Annotated in this window: 12 protein-coding genes, 4 tRNA genes, 1 rRNA gene and 1 riboswitch; of the genes, 2 read left to right on the forward strand and 15 right to left on the reverse strand. The window is 38.3% G+C overall.

Translation table 11 applies throughout. The features are described from left to right. Window positions 1-48: 48 nt before the first annotated feature. Window positions 49-711: a phosphatase PAP2 family protein gene (locus tag LA20531_RS03265; RefSeq protein WP_056939782.1), complete on the forward strand. Its 663-nt coding sequence runs from the start codon at window positions 49-51 to the stop codon at window positions 709-711. A 53-nt stretch (window positions 712-764) separates the two neighbouring features. Here the strand turns inward: LA20531_RS03265 and LA20531_RS03270 are convergent, their stop codons facing one another. After that, window positions 765-1976, reverse strand: coding sequence for an NAD(P)/FAD-dependent oxidoreductase (locus tag LA20531_RS03270; protein WP_056939781.1), 1212 nt, complete (start codon window positions 1974-1976; stop codon window positions 765-767). Window positions 1977-1995: 19 nt separating this feature from the next. Continuing rightward, window positions 1996-2895, reverse strand: a complete 900-nt coding sequence (locus LA20531_RS03275; protein ID WP_056939780.1) for a prenyltransferase — start codon at window positions 2893-2895, stop codon at window positions 1996-1998. A gap of 73 nt (window positions 2896-2968) precedes the next feature. Here LA20531_RS03275 and LA20531_RS03280 point away from each other — a divergent pair, with 73 nt between their 5' ends. Continuing rightward, a complete protein-coding gene (locus LA20531_RS03280; RefSeq protein ID WP_056939779.1) occupies window positions 2969-3949 on the forward strand; it encodes a polyprenyl synthetase family protein in 981 nt (326 codons plus the stop codon). Between the two features lie 4 nt (window positions 3950-3953). Here LA20531_RS03280 and cydC read toward each other — a convergent pair whose 3' ends face one another. From cydC to rrf, 13 genes are all read right to left on the reverse strand, one after another. Next, complete coding sequence (gene cydC, locus LA20531_RS03285; protein WP_056939778.1) at window positions 3954-5702, reverse strand: thiol reductant ABC exporter subunit CydC; 1749 nt, start codon at window positions 5700-5702, stop codon at window positions 3954-3956. Continuing rightward, a complete protein-coding gene (gene cydD / locus LA20531_RS03290; RefSeq protein WP_056939777.1) occupies window positions 5692-7410 on the reverse strand; it encodes a thiol reductant ABC exporter subunit CydD in 1719 nt (572 codons plus the stop codon). The genes cydC and cydD overlap by 11 nt, the downstream gene beginning before the upstream one ends. A 1-nt stretch (window position 7411) precedes the next feature. Beyond that, window positions 7412-8428 carry a cytochrome d ubiquinol oxidase subunit II gene (cydB, locus tag LA20531_RS03295; RefSeq protein WP_056939776.1) on the reverse strand — a complete coding sequence of 339 codons (1017 nt, stop codon included), beginning with the start codon at window positions 8426-8428 and terminating at the stop codon, window positions 7412-7414. Continuing rightward, on the reverse strand, window positions 8429-9865 hold the full coding sequence (locus LA20531_RS03300) for a cytochrome ubiquinol oxidase subunit I (RefSeq protein WP_056939775.1): 1437 nt from the start codon (window positions 9863-9865) through the stop codon (window positions 8429-8431). It abuts the gene before it with no gap. 299 nt (window positions 9866-10164) lie between these two features. After that, window positions 10165-11214, reverse strand: a complete 1050-nt coding sequence (locus LA20531_RS03305) for an IS30 family transposase (protein WP_099202218.1) — start codon at window positions 11212-11214, stop codon at window positions 10165-10167. A gap of 201 nt (window positions 11215-11415) precedes the next feature. After that, window positions 11416-12876 carry an MDR family MFS transporter gene (locus LA20531_RS03315; protein ID WP_056940727.1) on the reverse strand — a complete coding sequence of 487 codons (1461 nt, stop codon included), beginning with the start codon at window positions 12874-12876 and terminating at the stop codon, window positions 11416-11418. A gap of 22 nt (window positions 12877-12898) precedes the next feature. Continuing rightward, entirely contained in the window at window positions 12899-14098 is a 1200-nt protein-coding gene (metK, locus tag LA20531_RS03320) for a methionine adenosyltransferase (RefSeq protein WP_013438508.1), read from the reverse strand. After that, window positions 14096-14189: riboswitch (SMK box riboswitch) on the reverse strand. It overlaps the preceding gene by 3 nt. Window positions 14190-14256: 67 nt before the next feature. Continuing rightward, a tRNA-Val gene (locus LA20531_RS03325) sits at window positions 14257-14329 on the reverse strand. A gap of 5 nt (window positions 14330-14334) precedes the next feature. Next, window positions 14335-14406 (reverse strand) — tRNA-Glu (locus LA20531_RS03330). Between the two features lie 141 nt (window positions 14407-14547). Further along, window positions 14548-15435 (reverse strand): metal ABC transporter solute-binding protein, Zn/Mn family, encoded by an 888-nt coding sequence (locus LA20531_RS03335; protein ID WP_056940728.1) that lies wholly within the window; start codon window positions 15433-15435, stop codon window positions 14548-14550. Window positions 15436-15542: 107 nt separating this feature from the next. Continuing rightward, a tRNA-Ser gene (locus LA20531_RS03340) sits at window positions 15543-15633 on the reverse strand. Window positions 15634-15643: 10 nt separating this feature from the next. After that, window positions 15644-15716, reverse strand: a tRNA-Asn gene (locus LA20531_RS03345). A 13-nt stretch (window positions 15717-15729) separates the two neighbouring features. After that, window positions 15730-15846, reverse strand: a 5S ribosomal RNA gene (rrf, locus tag LA20531_RS03350). Window positions 15847-15878: the final 32 nt, after the last annotated feature.

Genomic DNA, 15878 nt, shown 5'->3' on the forward strand with positions numbered 1-15878 from the left:
GATTATAATTTACCACAAATGCTAAAAATTACAAGAGGGGTGCACTTTTTGATTAATACAAAAAATCCACCAAGAGACACCTTAATCCCAGGTGCTATTTTTGTGGTCATCTATGCTGCGTGGGCGATTTTAGTTTCATCAAGCTCACAATTTATCCATAGTTTTGACAACGCAGTAATTAGTATGGTTTGCAACACAAATCCGGCTAACGTTGCTTTTGCCAAAACTTTTACCAATTTAGGTAACACCAACGTAATCACGATTGAAACTATTATTTTATTCATCATTTTAATCGTCTTTAAGCAATACGCCTACGCGTTTTTCACGGCGGGGATAATGATCTGCGCTAACGCTTACAACTGGATCATCAAACATGCCGTTCAACGGCATCGTCCAATTGTCCACCACCTGGTTTATGCGGATGGCTACAGTTTCCCATCTGGTCACTCAGTTGGTAGTGCAGCACTGTTTGGAGTTTTAATTATTTTGACTATTTTGCTCGTGAAAAGCAAATTCTGGAAAACATTGTTGATCATCATTTGGGCACTATTTCCAATCTTGATTGGCTACACTAGAATCTTCGTTCACGTTCACTACCCATCAGATGTGTTTGGTGGTTGGATCGAAGGAATCACCTTTGTCTTACTTGGTTATTCATTCTTGTACCACTTCTACATTGAGCCAAAAATGATGGAGCACAAACGAAAATAAGCGATAAAAAATAAGCATCAACTGATGCTTATTTTTTTGCATTCGTTTTTCTTTTAATGATACAAGTCAAAACGACCAACTGATAATGTTTCCTTTAAACCACCAGTTTCCATCAATGACTTATCAATGATTATTTTCTTCAAAGCTGAAGCCATATATCCTTTGTATCCGTGGCCCATTGCCTTACCTGCAGCCTTAGTTTCACCCACTGCTACAACTACACCTAAATCATGGTAAACGTACTTTGAAGGTCTTGCTTGGCCGTTTATGCGGCTTCTAATATCCTTAGCAGCATAGTTTGCCATTGAAAGAGCCATTTGAGCTGTATTTGGCCATGGCCACTTTTTACCAGGGACCATAACGCTGGAAACATCCCCCAGAAGGTAAATATCATCACTTTCAGGAGCAGTTAAATGATCGCTGACCATTACTCTGCCACGACGATTCTTAAAGCCTGATGCCTCAATCACAGGGCTGCCGCTGAAGCCCATCATCCAAATTCTAGTACCTGCTGGGATTTCCTTGATTTCATCAGAATCTTTCATTTTATATAAAACGGAATGATCTGAAACTCCTTGCACAAAGGCTGGATTAATAATTTCAATACTATTTTTCTTAACTAAACCCAGTGCATAATCTAAGAGCTTACCTTGGAACATTGGCAAAAGAGCTGGCGAACCATCCAGCATCTTGATCGTAATGTCCTTAGCATCTGCTCCGGCCATTTTGGCAAAGCGTGGACGTGCTTCGGCTAAGGCACCTGCTAATTCGATTGCTTGAAAGCCAGCACCGCAGATCACAATTGACAAATGCTTTTTATCTTTATCCTCACGATATGCTTTCATTTCTGCATAAATATGATCACGAATTGCTTGTGCTTCCTTAACATTGCTCATTGGCAAAGCATTTTCTTTAGCACCTTGAATGCCCATATCGTTTAAGACCCAGCCTAAGCCAACTACCAAATAGTCATAGCTAAGCGGTGCATGATTCTTTAATTCAACGTTCTTTTCTTTGATGTTGATCTTTTCTACTCGATCGACAATTAATTCAGTCATATCTTTATCAAGCACATCACTTAACTGATAAGACATTCTCGTATATGGATAACTGCCTGAAGCAACCTCATAGAGTCGCATGGTTTCGTAGTGGTATGGATTTTGATCAACTAGGATAATTTTTACTTCTTTGTGCAATTTCTTTTGTAAAGCGATAACAGTTTTCAAACCTGCATACCCTGCACCTAAAACAACGATTGTTTTCATAATAATCCTCGATTTCTAGCTAAAGCAAAACGCCAATGATGTAAGTAATTGAATAAGTTAAAGCACCTACTAATAGCGTTTTGACTGCACAAATAAACGTTTCAGTTTTTACCTGTTTTTGTAACAGTAATTTGTTTTGCTTATAAACAAACGGTACAATTAAAACTGTTAACCAGACAGTGACTGGTGCAATTTTCAAAAATGGTAAAACAATGATGACTAAAAATGCCAAAACATTTTTCATACTGTAAGCAGTCAATGCGGCTTTTTTACCAATGAAGTGTACGATTGTCTTGCGATGATTGTCTTCATCTTCTTGCGCATCACAGATGTTGTTGGCTAGCATTAAATTAGAAATCCATAACTCGTCAGCTAGAGCCAACAAGAAGACTTGGCCAACACTAAGCCAGTTCCAAGCAAAGACCTGATAAGCATTCAGATAAACGCTCAGCAGTACAATCATAAAGCCCATAGTAAAGCCTGAAGCTAACTCACCTAAGGGCAAACTTGAAATCGGGTGTGGACCAGATGAATAACCAAAACCAATAAAGTAACAGAAGAGACCCATCCATAGAACTGCCCAACCGGTTTGTGAAGCTAGCCAAATTCCGATAGCAGCTGAAATTAGTGTCATGCTGATAATCAGATTTCTGACTAACTTAGGATCGATATTTTCTCGACCAATAATGTTAGTTTTTTGTTGGTAAGATTTACTATCTGCGTGATAATAGTCATTATAATTATCCAACATATCTACTACCATATTGAACATAAACATGGCAATGAAGAAGACAATTGATACGCCCCAGTTAATGGAATGATAATAATATGCACTGAAACATAATCCCAGCGAGAACGGCATCACGCTAGCCGGTTTCGCCTTGATTTCTACCAATTCTAAAAATGTACTTATTGACATCAAGACACTTCCTCTCAAAGATGTCTAATTATTTATAATAATTATAGTTTTATTTAGTTAAGGAACCTCATCAATGAATAATTCTAAACCATGGAAAAAATATCCTCTGATCGCCAGTGAGCTTGAAGAGGTCAACCAATTCATTCAGAAGACCATCAAGACACCACACAAGAGCCTGCAAACTGCTTTATTGCAAATGGCAGATAACGGTGGCAAATATTTACGACCTAGTCTGCTTTTGCTTGCAGCTCATGCAGTGGGCAAAGCTAACAAGCAAACTATCAAGTTAGCTTCATCCATCGAAATTTTACACATGGCCACTTTGATTCATGATGATATCATTGATGACTCCGACGAACGCCGTGGCAACGTAAGCATTCAAGCTGCTTTTGGTAAAGATGTAGCCGTTTATACTGGCGATTTACTCTTTACCGACTTCTTCGACTTGATGCTTAACGCCATTGATGAAAATGAATATCTCGCCCGCAATGCGCAAACGATGCGCAAGATTTTAAACGGGGAATTAGGTCAGATGGCTGAACGTTTTAATCTAAAACAGACACTAGATGACTATCTTGGTGATATCAAAGGTAAAACCGCCGCTCTCTTCCGTTTAGCCGCTGAAGAAGGTGCCCATTTTGCTGGTGGCAATATCGATCAAAGCAGTGCTCTAGCACAATTTGGTGAAAACTTAGGCATTGCCTTTCAAATTGTCGATGACATTCTTGATTACAGCGGTGGCAAGCAGTTAAACAAACCAACGCTAGAGGATTTAGCCACTGGAGTCTATTCTCTGCCACTTTTGCTTGCATTAAACCAACCTGCACTAAGAAATAAGCTGCTACCTTTACTTAACAAGAAACGCCAAATGACTTTAGCAGATATGCAAAAAGTACAAAGTATTCTGTTAGACAGCACTGTTATTGACGATAGTCACAAGTTAGCCCGTCAATATGCGCAAAAGGCAATTGATAACTTAGCCATTTTTAAACCTAATCCTGCTGTTTTATTACTTAAGAAATTACCTAACACGCTGTTAACACGCAGCTTTTAGTCGATCAAAGTCCTTGATCGGCTTTTTTCAATTCACGATAACGTGAATTTTGCCACAATTGTTCTGGCGTACCCTGCATGGCAATCTGACCGTCTTCGATAAAAATAACCTGATTCATTTTTTCAATACCTTGCAAATGGTGAGTTATCCAAATCAAAGTTTTACCATTCAGTTGCTTCATAAAAGTTTCAATGACAGCTTGCTCTGTAATTGGATCTAAACCTACGGTTGGTTCATCTAGCAAAACGATAGGCGTATTTTTCAAAAGAATACGAGCTAAAGATAAGCGGTGCCGCTCACCACCAGAAAAGCGCAATCCCGCTTCTTCTACTTGCGTCTCCAGCTTTTCAGGTAAAGCCTCAATCGTCTTTTTCAAACCTACTCGGTCAAGTACATCCCAGAGTTGATCATCACTTGCCTCTTTATTACCTAAGCGTAGGTTATTAGCAATTGTCGTGTTGAACAAATATGGCTTCTGATTAATGACGCTAAAGTATTTCGGCATTTGATCGCCAAACTTTGTAACATCGATACCATTCAAATCAATTTGTCCTTCAGTTGGCTTTCGATCACCTCTTAATAAGGCAGCCAAAGTACTCTTGCCTGCTCCGCTTTTACCCAAGATCGCAATCTTTTCACCAGCATGAATATTTAAATTAATGCCACGTAAGATTTCTTTCTTAGTATGTAGATAAGTATAGTGAATATTCTGAATAGTTAAATTATATGGTGCTGCAATTGACAGCGCCTTTTCTTTTACCTTTTGATCAGGATCAGGTAGGTTATTCAATCTAACTAATGACTTTTGATAAACATTTGTTTCCTGTGCTGCCGTTGGTAAACCGGCCAAAGCTTCATTGAGTGGAAAGGCCGCCAAAACAAAGGCTGCAATCCAGTTAGTTAATAGACTCTGCTGACCACCAAATTTAGCTGCACCCCAGATAATTAAGCTAATAACTATCAGCAAAAAGAGCATCTGCATCAAGAAATTTCGGAAGCGTTCAAACTTCTTCATCCTTTGGTGAACGTCCAATAATTTTTCTCGACTATCAACGTGCAACTGTAAGAATTCCTGACTTCTGCCAGCAAGCATCCAATCGGTTACACCCATGACATTGTCAGTCAGGTCAACGTAGAGCTTGTCTTGTGCAGCTTTTTCATAATCTTGCCGTGCTCCATTAATCACAATTGACCAAATAGGAATTGCAAAAATCATTAAACCGAAGGTAACTAGCATCCACAAGCCCATCAGTGGCGATAAAATACCTAGACTGATGACAATAATAGCGTAAAGTCCCCAGGCTACGAACATCGGAAAGATTGACCGTAAGTAAAGATTTTGAATGTGACTAATATCATCTGAGAGCAATCCTAAAACATCCCCCAGCTGATATTTACTGTTGAATAATGCCGCGTCTTTTTCCAAGGCATCATACATCTTTTGTCTAAACTTAGATGTCATTCGTAAAACCCAATTATGGCTGACGATTCTTTCAAAATACTGAATCGTTGGTCTAGCAATTCCCAACGCTCTTGTTAAAACTATTGGCACATATACCAGCAAAATATTTTCTGGACGTGTGGCAGATTTACTAATTAAAAAGCCTGCACAAAACATCAAGCCTGCACCACAGACAAAAGTTAAAATCCCTAAGAAAATGGCTAAAATTAATGTCTTTTTGTAACGGTGTAAAAATGGTTTTACCCAGCGATCATGTTTTAACGCTTTAATAATTAGAATTTTATTGCTCATCATGATCGCCTCTCATCTTTTCTATCAATTTGACAAAGTAGCCATTTTTCTTTTCCAGTTCGTCAAAGGTTCCTTGTTCCACCAATTTGCCATGATCCATTACCAAAATATAATCCATCTCTTTCATCCAGTGCAGCCTATGCGTAGCGAAAATCACTAGATGATCTTTCATTAGTGGCAACATTTTTTTCTTCAAGTCAACTTCAGTTTCAATATCCAGATGGGCTGTAGGCTCATCGAAGATCATGACTTTACGTTGTTGATCTAGAAAGGCACGGGCCAAAGCAATTCTTTGTGCTTGTCCTCCAGATAAGACACGCTTGCCTTGACCGATAATCGTATCTAAACCATCCGGTAGTTCCTTTACCAAATCATCCAAACCAACTACATGAATTGCTTGCCTAATTTCATCATCAGAAGCCCCCGGAGTATAAAAGGCAACATTATCACGCAAACTTGCAGTGAAAACATAGGGATTCTGTGGAATATAAATCAATTGTTTGTGCCAGTTAGGTATGTTTAATGTTTTCGCATCTTGTTTTTGAATTGTAATTTCACCATTTTTTGGAGTTAAAAAGCCACTAAGCAAATTAATCAAAGTTGACTTACCCGAGCCACTCATTCCGATTACGCCAACTTTTTCATAGCCATGAATATTTAACGAAACAGGACCTATCTTACTGCCTTTTTCATATTTAAAATTCATATCTTTAATTGTTAGTTGGTCGTCTTGACTCCATTGACTTAATTGCAATTCTTCTACCGGCTCTTTTGGCGCCTTGATCAATTCATTGATCCGATGAAAAGCATTTTTTCCATTCAAGGTTGCGTGAAAATCACCGGCAAAATTACGAATCGGCAAAAAATATTCTGGCGCCAAAATCAAAATCGCTAAAGCTGGGAAAAGCGTAATCTTGCCATTTAACAAATCAAATCCAAGATAAACGGCAATCACAGCAATCGATAAAGTAGTAAAAAAATCTAGTGCAAACGTCGATAACATTGCGACACGCAAAACAGCCATAGTTTTACGTCTAAAGTTTTCGCTTAAATGAAAAATACTGGTGGAATAGCGCTTGCTCAAGCCCAAGTATTTCAATGTATCAATTCCGCGCAATGAATCAATAAAGTTATTAGACAATATCTGGAAATTACCAAATTGTTTAATCGCCTTATCTTGTGCCGCATGTCCCAGAATAATCATAAACAGTACGATTAGTGGGTACATGATTAATAAGATCAGCGCACATTGCCAATTGACGAAGAGCATTGCAATAAAAAGCAAAACTGGCACGATCATCATCGTTAAAACTTTGTTATAGATCAGTTTAATGTAATTGCGGACTTCATCAATTCCATCTAGCGCCATAGTAATTAAACTGCCTGTTCCCTGCTTTTGGACTAAAGCCTGACCTTCATTAAAAACTTTGCTTAATAACTTCTGCCGCAGCTTTTCTGATTCCTGGTTGGAATAATGGCCCAGCATTTTATCCTGAAACCACTCATTTAACTGCCGACCAGTAAAACAAAGCGCAAATAGCAGTAAGTACAGCCAGTTCAGCTTTTTTCCCTGCCAGAGAATAGTCAGAACCATACTTAACGATAGAGCTTGACCAATAATCAAAAAGGCTTGCAGAACTTCAAGCACTGCAAGCCTTCTAACAATTACACCAGCACCATCAAGTTTAAAAAGGTGTTGATCAATCATATTAATATCCTTCTCCTATTGCAGGCATTTCAATTCTCTTGCGGAAAATCCAGTATGACCAAATTGTGTAAGCCAAAATACATGGAATTAAAATTATTGTAGCAATCGTCATCACAATTAATGTGTAATTAGATGATGATGCGCTTTGAATCATCAAATCATATTTACTACTGATTGATGAAATCATGACTCTTGGGAATAATCCACAGAAAATCAAAGCAACTAATGACACCAAGGTCAAGCCACTAAAGAAGAATGCCCAGCCTTGTTTGTTAACAAAGTTAGCTACATGACCTGCTACTGAAAAGCCCACGATCAAAGCCAAGCAAAGCAAGGTCAAAATTGGGTGTACTTGCAAGAAGTCAGTTTGGAACAATAAAAGTAGTGCAAAGATAACTTCACCAACATAAAGTACCCAGTAAAGAGCTTTAGAGTAGTTTTGTGCACGATCACTTATTACGCCCTTAGTCTTTAAAGCAATATAGTTCAAACCATGCAAATATGTTAACAAAGTTAAAGCAATACCGCCGACAATTGAGAACCAGTTAAAGTAGTCAAAGAAGTGCGCAGTCATATCGCCGTGAGCATCAAGTGGCATCCCTTTAATCATCGAAATAAACATCACGCCTAAAAAGAAAGGTGCAATAAAACTACCAATGGCCATTGCGTTATCCCAAAATGGTTTACGTGGCTCAGGGCTCTTGGCACGAAACTCAAAAGAAACACCACGAATAATTAAACCTACAAGGATAATAAGCAAGATCAGGTAATAGCCTGAGAACAATGAAGCATACCAATATGGGAATGATGCAAACATCGCACCACCTGCCGTAATTAGCCAAACCTCGTTTGCATCCCAAACCGGGCCAATCGTAGCAATAATTTGACTTCTTTCTTTTTCATTATGACCTAAAGTCTTAGCGGCCATTCCGACTCCGTAGTCAAAGCCATCAAGAAAGAAGAAACCACTAAATAAAACTCCAATTAATATGAACCATAGGATTTGCAAGAATGACATTTAAAAGGCCCCCTTTGCAAATGGATCTGTTTCCTTATCACTAGTTTGACCCTGCATAGCCAATTCTTCAGGATCATTGTGTAAGAAGCGAACAATTAAGCTAATTAAAATAATAGCTAAGCCGGTAAACAAACAGAAGTAAACAATATTCGATGTAAGTAGTGAAGCAACTGAAACATTTGGTGAAACACTTTGAGCAATGGTAAATAGTCCATAAACTGTCCAAGGAGCACGACCAAGTTCAGTAATTAACCAACCACAAGTATTAGCAATAAATGGTGTAAAGGTCATTAAAGCTAATACCCATAGGCACCAACGATGCTCATAAAGAGTTTGCTTCTTCTTACGAGTCAAAATTAAGCCCACAATTGAAACAAGAGCCATCAATGCACCAAATCCTGCCATAAAGCGGAAGCTCCAGAATAAAGTGTTAACTGGAACATAATAGTTCATCTTATGGCCATCAATATGAGTACCATACTTCTTTTCCATTTCTTTATTGACTTCTTCCATCCCTTTAACAGAACCAGTAGTACTGTGGTATGAAAGAATACTCAACATATCTGGAATTTCGATTTTACCTTTAACTTCATGAGTCTTAGTATTAGCAAAACCAATCATCGTCCATGGAGCTTTTTCACCAGTTGTCTTATATAAAGCTTCTGTTGCTGCAAACTTCATTGGTTGTTCATGAACCAAGTATTGCATTTGGACATCCCCCATGCCAATTGAACCAATGGAGAAAATAAGCATCAATGTTAAACCAATGCGAATTGTCTTATGATAAATTGCTTTATTAATATCAGACAATGTCCGTTTCTTCAAAAGTTGGAAAGCTGCTAATCCAGTAATAATTGTGGCACCTGTCAAAATTGCGCCAGTGATTACATGACCGAATTCAAACATTAATTGTTTATTGGTCAAAAGAGCACCGAAGTTAACCATTTCGGCACGACCATTTCTAATGGCAAATCCGGTTGGATGTTGCATAAATGAGTTAGCAGTTAAAATCCAAACTGCAGATGTGATCGTCCCAAAGATAATCATCCAAATAAAGAACAAATGTAAGCCTTTCTTAACTTTGTCCCAGGTAAACATCCATAGTCCAATAAAGGTTGATTCGATGAAGAATGAAAGTAATGCTTCAAATGCAAGTGGTGCACCGAAGATATCACCCATAAATCTTGAATAGTCGGACCAGTTCATCCCAAATTGGAATTCCTGAATAATACCTGTTACAACTCCCACTGCAAAGCTCAAAAGAAATACATTTCCCCAGAACTTTGTCATTTTCTTATATTCAGGCTTGCCAGTATGAACATACATAGATTCCATAATTGCTACAACGAACACCGTACCAATTGAAAATGGTACGAAGAAAAAGTGAAAGATCGTTGTCATAGCAAATTGGAATCTCGCTAAACTAACAATATTCATTTTTAGCGCCTCCATAATTTCCCATTACATACGTCCCTGTCTAAAATAACATTCATTATTTTGTTCAACTTAAGTGTACAACCTCTTCTTTTTACTTTCAAGCCGGCTATTAATGCGCTTTCAATAATGTTATCTTATTTTAGTGTTAGCTTTGCCTTTTAATTATAACATTATGAGTTTGTTATACAGTTTCTTTCAAAAAAAGCTAAAGAAAAAAGACTAGTTTTAAGGATGTCAATAAAAAAGAGCACTTTTATAAAAATATATATTTTCGTAAATTGCAATAATAAATTGAACATTTATACTGCTTGATAGATATGATCTAATTCTTTCTCAAAGATTTCATCTGGAGTATGATATGCCAAGATCTTTCTTGGTAGCGAATTGCACCAGGTTTCAATATTAATGATATCTTGAAGAGAATAGTTATTGATGTAATCACCCTTGGGAATAAATCTGCGAATAAGGCCATTGTGTCTTTCAACAGTGCCTTTATCACAAGAAGTATATGGATGAGCATAGTAAACCAGGGTTTTTGAAACTGTCTCCAGATTGGATAAATCCGCAAACTCTGATCCATTATCAGTTGTAATTGTCTTAAAGATGTCATTCCAGTGTTCACTATACTGTTTGCGCAGAGCCTGAAAAGCAGTCATCACACTGGCGGCTGTCTTATCAGGAATACGCAAGATTAAAAATTCACGGCTCATTCGTTCAGACAAAGTTAGCAGTACTTGATCATCCTTAGTTTTATGTCCTAAGACTAAATCGCATTCCCAGTGGCCAAATTCCTTACGATCATTGATCTCCTTGGGACGTTCTTCAATACTTCGGCCAAGCTTTTTCTTATTTTTACGAATGCGATGTATTTTAGTATTGCGCTTTAACTTTTCTGGCAAATCAGAATTTCTCATACCCATTAAGCATTGATCTACATAGTTGTACAAGGTTCTGGTGCAAACTACCTGATCACGAGAAAATTCTCCTAAAGCTAAGCAGCGATTGGCACATACATCAAGAGACCAGCCATCTTCGCAGAAATGCTTATTAACGTATTTGATAAAGTCAGATTTCTTTAAGAAATCTGATTTACGACCGCAATTCTTACGATGTATTTGGTAAGCTTTATCACCTTGTTGTGCCTTATAGCGTTTTTGCTTACCATGATAAAGCAAAACAGTACCACGTTTAACCTCATAACTGATAGTAGAAGGAGAGCAATCAAGCTCACGAGCAATAGCCCTAAGAGAGAAACCGTCTTTAATACGGGTTTGAATAACAACCCGTTGCTCAAATGATAAATGCTTTCCCTTTTGGTGCTTAGGCATGATAGAATGTAAAGAGTCCATTTGTGACCTCCAATAGATGTTTTTGTGGTTATTAACATTCTATCAAACAGGTCCAAATGGACTTTTTATTTTTCTAAAGTGTTCAATTTGATTTTACAATCGGCGAAATATATATTTTATTTTAAAATTTTTAAATGGGCTAGTTTGTTATTCTATTTTCAAGCAAAAAAGCCAGATATCTTTATGATATCTGACTTTATTTTATTTATTTATAATTTTACGGTCTTTATATGTCTGGTTTAACAAAATTGAAATTATGATAACAATCATTGAAACAACATAGGCTGCTTTCAAACCACCTAAAAGTATTTGACGCAATTGTGGTACAACATTGCTTGCTAAAGTCTTGGCATTTTCTGCGGAAACAATCTTGTTCATCATTTCCTGCGTTAGACCTGGATGTTTTGTTAGACCTTTAGCTACCATCGTATTAAAAGCAATACCGTAAATGGAGACCATCATTGTTTGTCCCAAATATTTCATCAAGGTATTAAACGACGTAGCTACACCAATATCGTCCTTTGGAACTAACACTTGCGACCTTACCTGTGAAGCCGTCGTAATCGCGCCAAAAGCTGTTCCGTTGAATGCAGCAACGATGCAAAATACCCAAAATGGAGTATAAATTGGCACTAAAATTAAAACTAGGTCAGCACCAACTAAAATGGTCAACATATAGTCATACGTTTTCTTTATACCCCAACGGCCTAGCATCCCGCCAATTAAGAACGAACCTACAATCCACATCAATGAACTTGGCGTTACGGCAAAACCGGCAAGTGAAGCATTAGTACCATTAATTCCCTGCATCCAAGTTGGAATATAGAATTCAAAGCCGATAACTACACCTGAGATAAGTAATGTGATTATGTTTAGTGCAAAGAACTCTTTATCTTTTAGCATCGAGAGCGGCATTATTGGATCCGCTGCGCGCTTTTCTGCCCTAAAGAATAGAATTACAGATACTACAATCAAAACGGCTAGAGCGGCCATAACTAGCATATTCGTGCTGCTACCTAAATCTTGCAAGAAGAACATTAAAGCTAGAAGCAACAATACTAACCAAACTGTACCTTGCAAGTCCAATTTTGAACTCGATTTATGCTTAGGTTCTCTTAAATATATAAGTACTAATAAAAACGCAATAATTCCAATTGGCACATTAATATAAAAGACCCAGTGCCAAGACAGATGTTGCACAATAAATCCACCTAAAAGCGGAGCAATAACTGAAGCCACTCCCCAGAAGCCCGAGTTAAGTCCTAACATTTTAGCGCGTTTTTGCAAAGTATAAAGGTCAGCGATAATAGTGATTGCGACTGGCTGAACCGCCCCTGAACCTAATCCCTGAATTATTCTAAACAATATCAGTTCAATCATGTTTTGTGCTAGGCCACATAATGACGATCCAATGACAAACAATGCAATTCCAAACAAAAAAACTGGCTTTCGCCCAATGCTATCCGCCAGTTTTCCGTATAAAGGAGTCGAAACAGCCGTCATCAGCAGAAAGATCGATACAACCCAGTTCATAATTTCTAGCCCATCAAGGTCTGAAACTATTGTAGGCATTGCAGTAGAAACGATCGTTCCTTCAATAGCGGTCATAAATGTTGTCATAAAAATCGCAAGCGTGACTACAGGCACGTTTGTTTTTTTCATTTAATTTACTCCTCGAATATTTTTATTGATGATCTTTAATATAATCAAGCAAATCTTGAGTCTTATCGGTCTTTTCCCATGGTAAATCGACATCTGTTCTGCCAAAGTGACCATATGCAGCAGTTTGTTCGTAAATAGGACGACGCAAGTTAAGCATCTTGATAATGCCAGCTGGACGAAGATCAAATACGTTGCGAACTGCTTCGGTTAAAAGTTCATCGTCAACTTTACCTGTGCCAGCAGTATCGATCATGATTGATACTGGGTGAGCTACACCGATGGCATATGCAAGTTGTACTTCACAACGATATGCAAGACCTGCTGCTACGATGTTTTTGGCAACGTAACGGGCAGCGTAACTAGCACTACGGTCAACCTTTGTTGGATCCTTACCTGAGAAGGCACCACCACCGTGACGAGCGTAACCACCGTAAGTATCAACGATAATCTTACGACCAGTTAAACCAGAGTCACCTTTAGGACCACCGATAACGAAACGACCAGATGGGTTAATCAAAAACTTAGTCTTTTCATCCAAGTATTCAGCTGGAATAACTTCCTTAATTACTAAGTCGATCATTGCGCGGCGAATTTCTTCATTTGAAACTTCTGCATCGGTTTGAGTAGAAATAACTACTGTGTCCACACGGAGTGGCTTATTATTTTCATCATATTCTACAGTAACTTGAGCCTTAGCATCTGGACGAAGCCAATCTAAAGTATGATCTTTTCTAAGTGCGGCTACTCGTCTCATCAAGCGGTGAGCAAGTGAGATTGGCAATGGCATAAGTTCAGGTGTTTCCTTAATAGCGAAACCAAACATTAAGCCTTGGTCACCAGCACCGATTTGGTCCAACTCATCCTTATCAGACTTGTTTTCTCTAGTTTCAAGTGAGTGATCAACACCACCGGCGATATCTGGTGATTGTTCATCGATATCAACCATTACGGCACAGTTGTTACCATCGAAACCTAATTCAGGACGATCATATCCAATCTTCAAGACGGTCTTGCGTACGACATCTTGAATGTCGACATATGCATTGGTAGAAATTTCACCAAATACGAAAACCATACCTGTAGTTACGATCGTCTCACAAGCTACGTGTGAGTTAGGATCCTTCTTAAGCATCGCATCCAAAATTGCATCTGAAATTTGGTCAGCAACCTTGTCTGGATGTCCTTCAGAAACTGATTCTGAAGTAAACAAACGTCTTTCCATATTAGTCCCCCTATATAGACATTGGCTATTCGGTTACAAGGCATCTTCATTAGCTAACAACTAGTGAATCCTCTCAGGACTTGAACCGATAAAATTATTACTTTCGTTCGCTCTTTTGCATAAAAAAAGACTACCGCCTCTGCGGTAGCCCCGAACGATGGAGGATACAGGGCTCGAACCTGTGACCTCCTGCTTGTAAGGCAGATGCTCTCCCAGCTGAGCTAATCCTCCATAAGTGACCCGTACGGGATTTGAACCCATGTTACGGCCGTGAAAGGGCCGTGTCTTAACCACTTGACCAACGGGTCATATCTCTTAATCAAGAGCACTTCATTATAATAACTAATTAAGTTTCAAAAGTCAAGAACTTTTTTAAATCTTAGTTATCTGAGTGACATCTCAATCACAACGTTTATTATATTACTAGATAACGTAGTAATATGCAAGGGTTATTTTGAAAAAATATCAAATAATTTTTGATAATTGCCACGCATCCACTCGTAATAGCTTGTGCCATTAGGCATGGTCTCTCTCACCTTCAAGACAGGGATCTGATTTTGGTTAGCTAATTTAACCATTCCATTGACAGTGCTGCTTGAAGCTTGAACATTATTAACGAAGAAAGAAATCTTCTTATGCTTAATGGATTGCTGCATATTATGAACTACCTGTGCACTAGGGTCCGTCTCATTCTCTACGGCCTCTTCAAAGGCAGTATTTCCGATCTTAAAGTGGCAACGTTCAAGAGCATAGTCAAATACCGGCTCACTGACAAATACGGGCTTAGAGTGTTTTCCATCAATTTGAGCAGCAAGCTCCTTGATATTCTGAATTTTCTTTAAATAGTTTCGGCCATTTTTTCTAAAATATGCCGCATTCTTTGGATCAATCTGGCTTGCCCGTTTCACAATGTAATTTACATATCGTTTAGGCATATCCAAGTTATACCAAATATGCGGATTATCGCCCTGCTTTAAGCCCATAAGTTGTTCACCAACTTTGGTCACATGAATATCATTCGAATCAGCTAATTTAGTCATCCAATCATCGTAACCCAAGCCATTAGCAATTACGATATTCGCGTTAGCTACTTCTTTAGCAGAATTGGTAGTAGGTTCAAAATCATGAGGATCAGTGTCGCCATTAGTAATAATAGCTTGAACTTCTCCGTGTTTACCTACGATATTTCTGGCAATATTTGCATAGATATTAGTTGAAGTTACAATATCTACTTTATGATTTTTAGTATTTGCTTCTCTTTTTGTAGAACATGCAGTTAGAGTTAAAACTATCCCTAATAAAGTCGTGATTAATAAAAATACTTTCTTTAACTTCATGTCATCTTCGCTCCTTTTAGAACCATTATAAAGGATTGTTCTTATTATAAGAAGGTAAAACAAAAACCGCCTTAGAATTCTTCAAAGACGGTCCTTTTAACCCATTACGGAGTGTGAGGGATTTGAACCCTCGATACAGGTATAAGCCCGTATACATGATTTCCAATCATGCTCCTTAAGCCACTCGGACAACACTCCATAAAAAGTGCTCCGGCTGTCAGACTCGAACTGACGACATCTTGATTAACAGTCAAGCGCTCTACCAACTGAGCTAAGCCGGAATATTAAAAAAGAGCACGGCAGCTTCCTTTCCTCGCAGGCAGTTGCCCACCAACTACTTTCGGCGTTAAGAAGCTTAACTTCTGTGTTCGGCATGGGAACAGGTGTATCCTTCTTGCTTTCGCCACCGTACTCTTTTGAGCTACTACGCTCAAAACTAAACA

Source organism: Lactobacillus amylovorus DSM 20531 (genome assembly GCF_002706375.1).
Taxonomy (GTDB): Bacteria; Bacillota; Bacilli; order Lactobacillales; family Lactobacillaceae; genus Lactobacillus; species Lactobacillus amylovorus.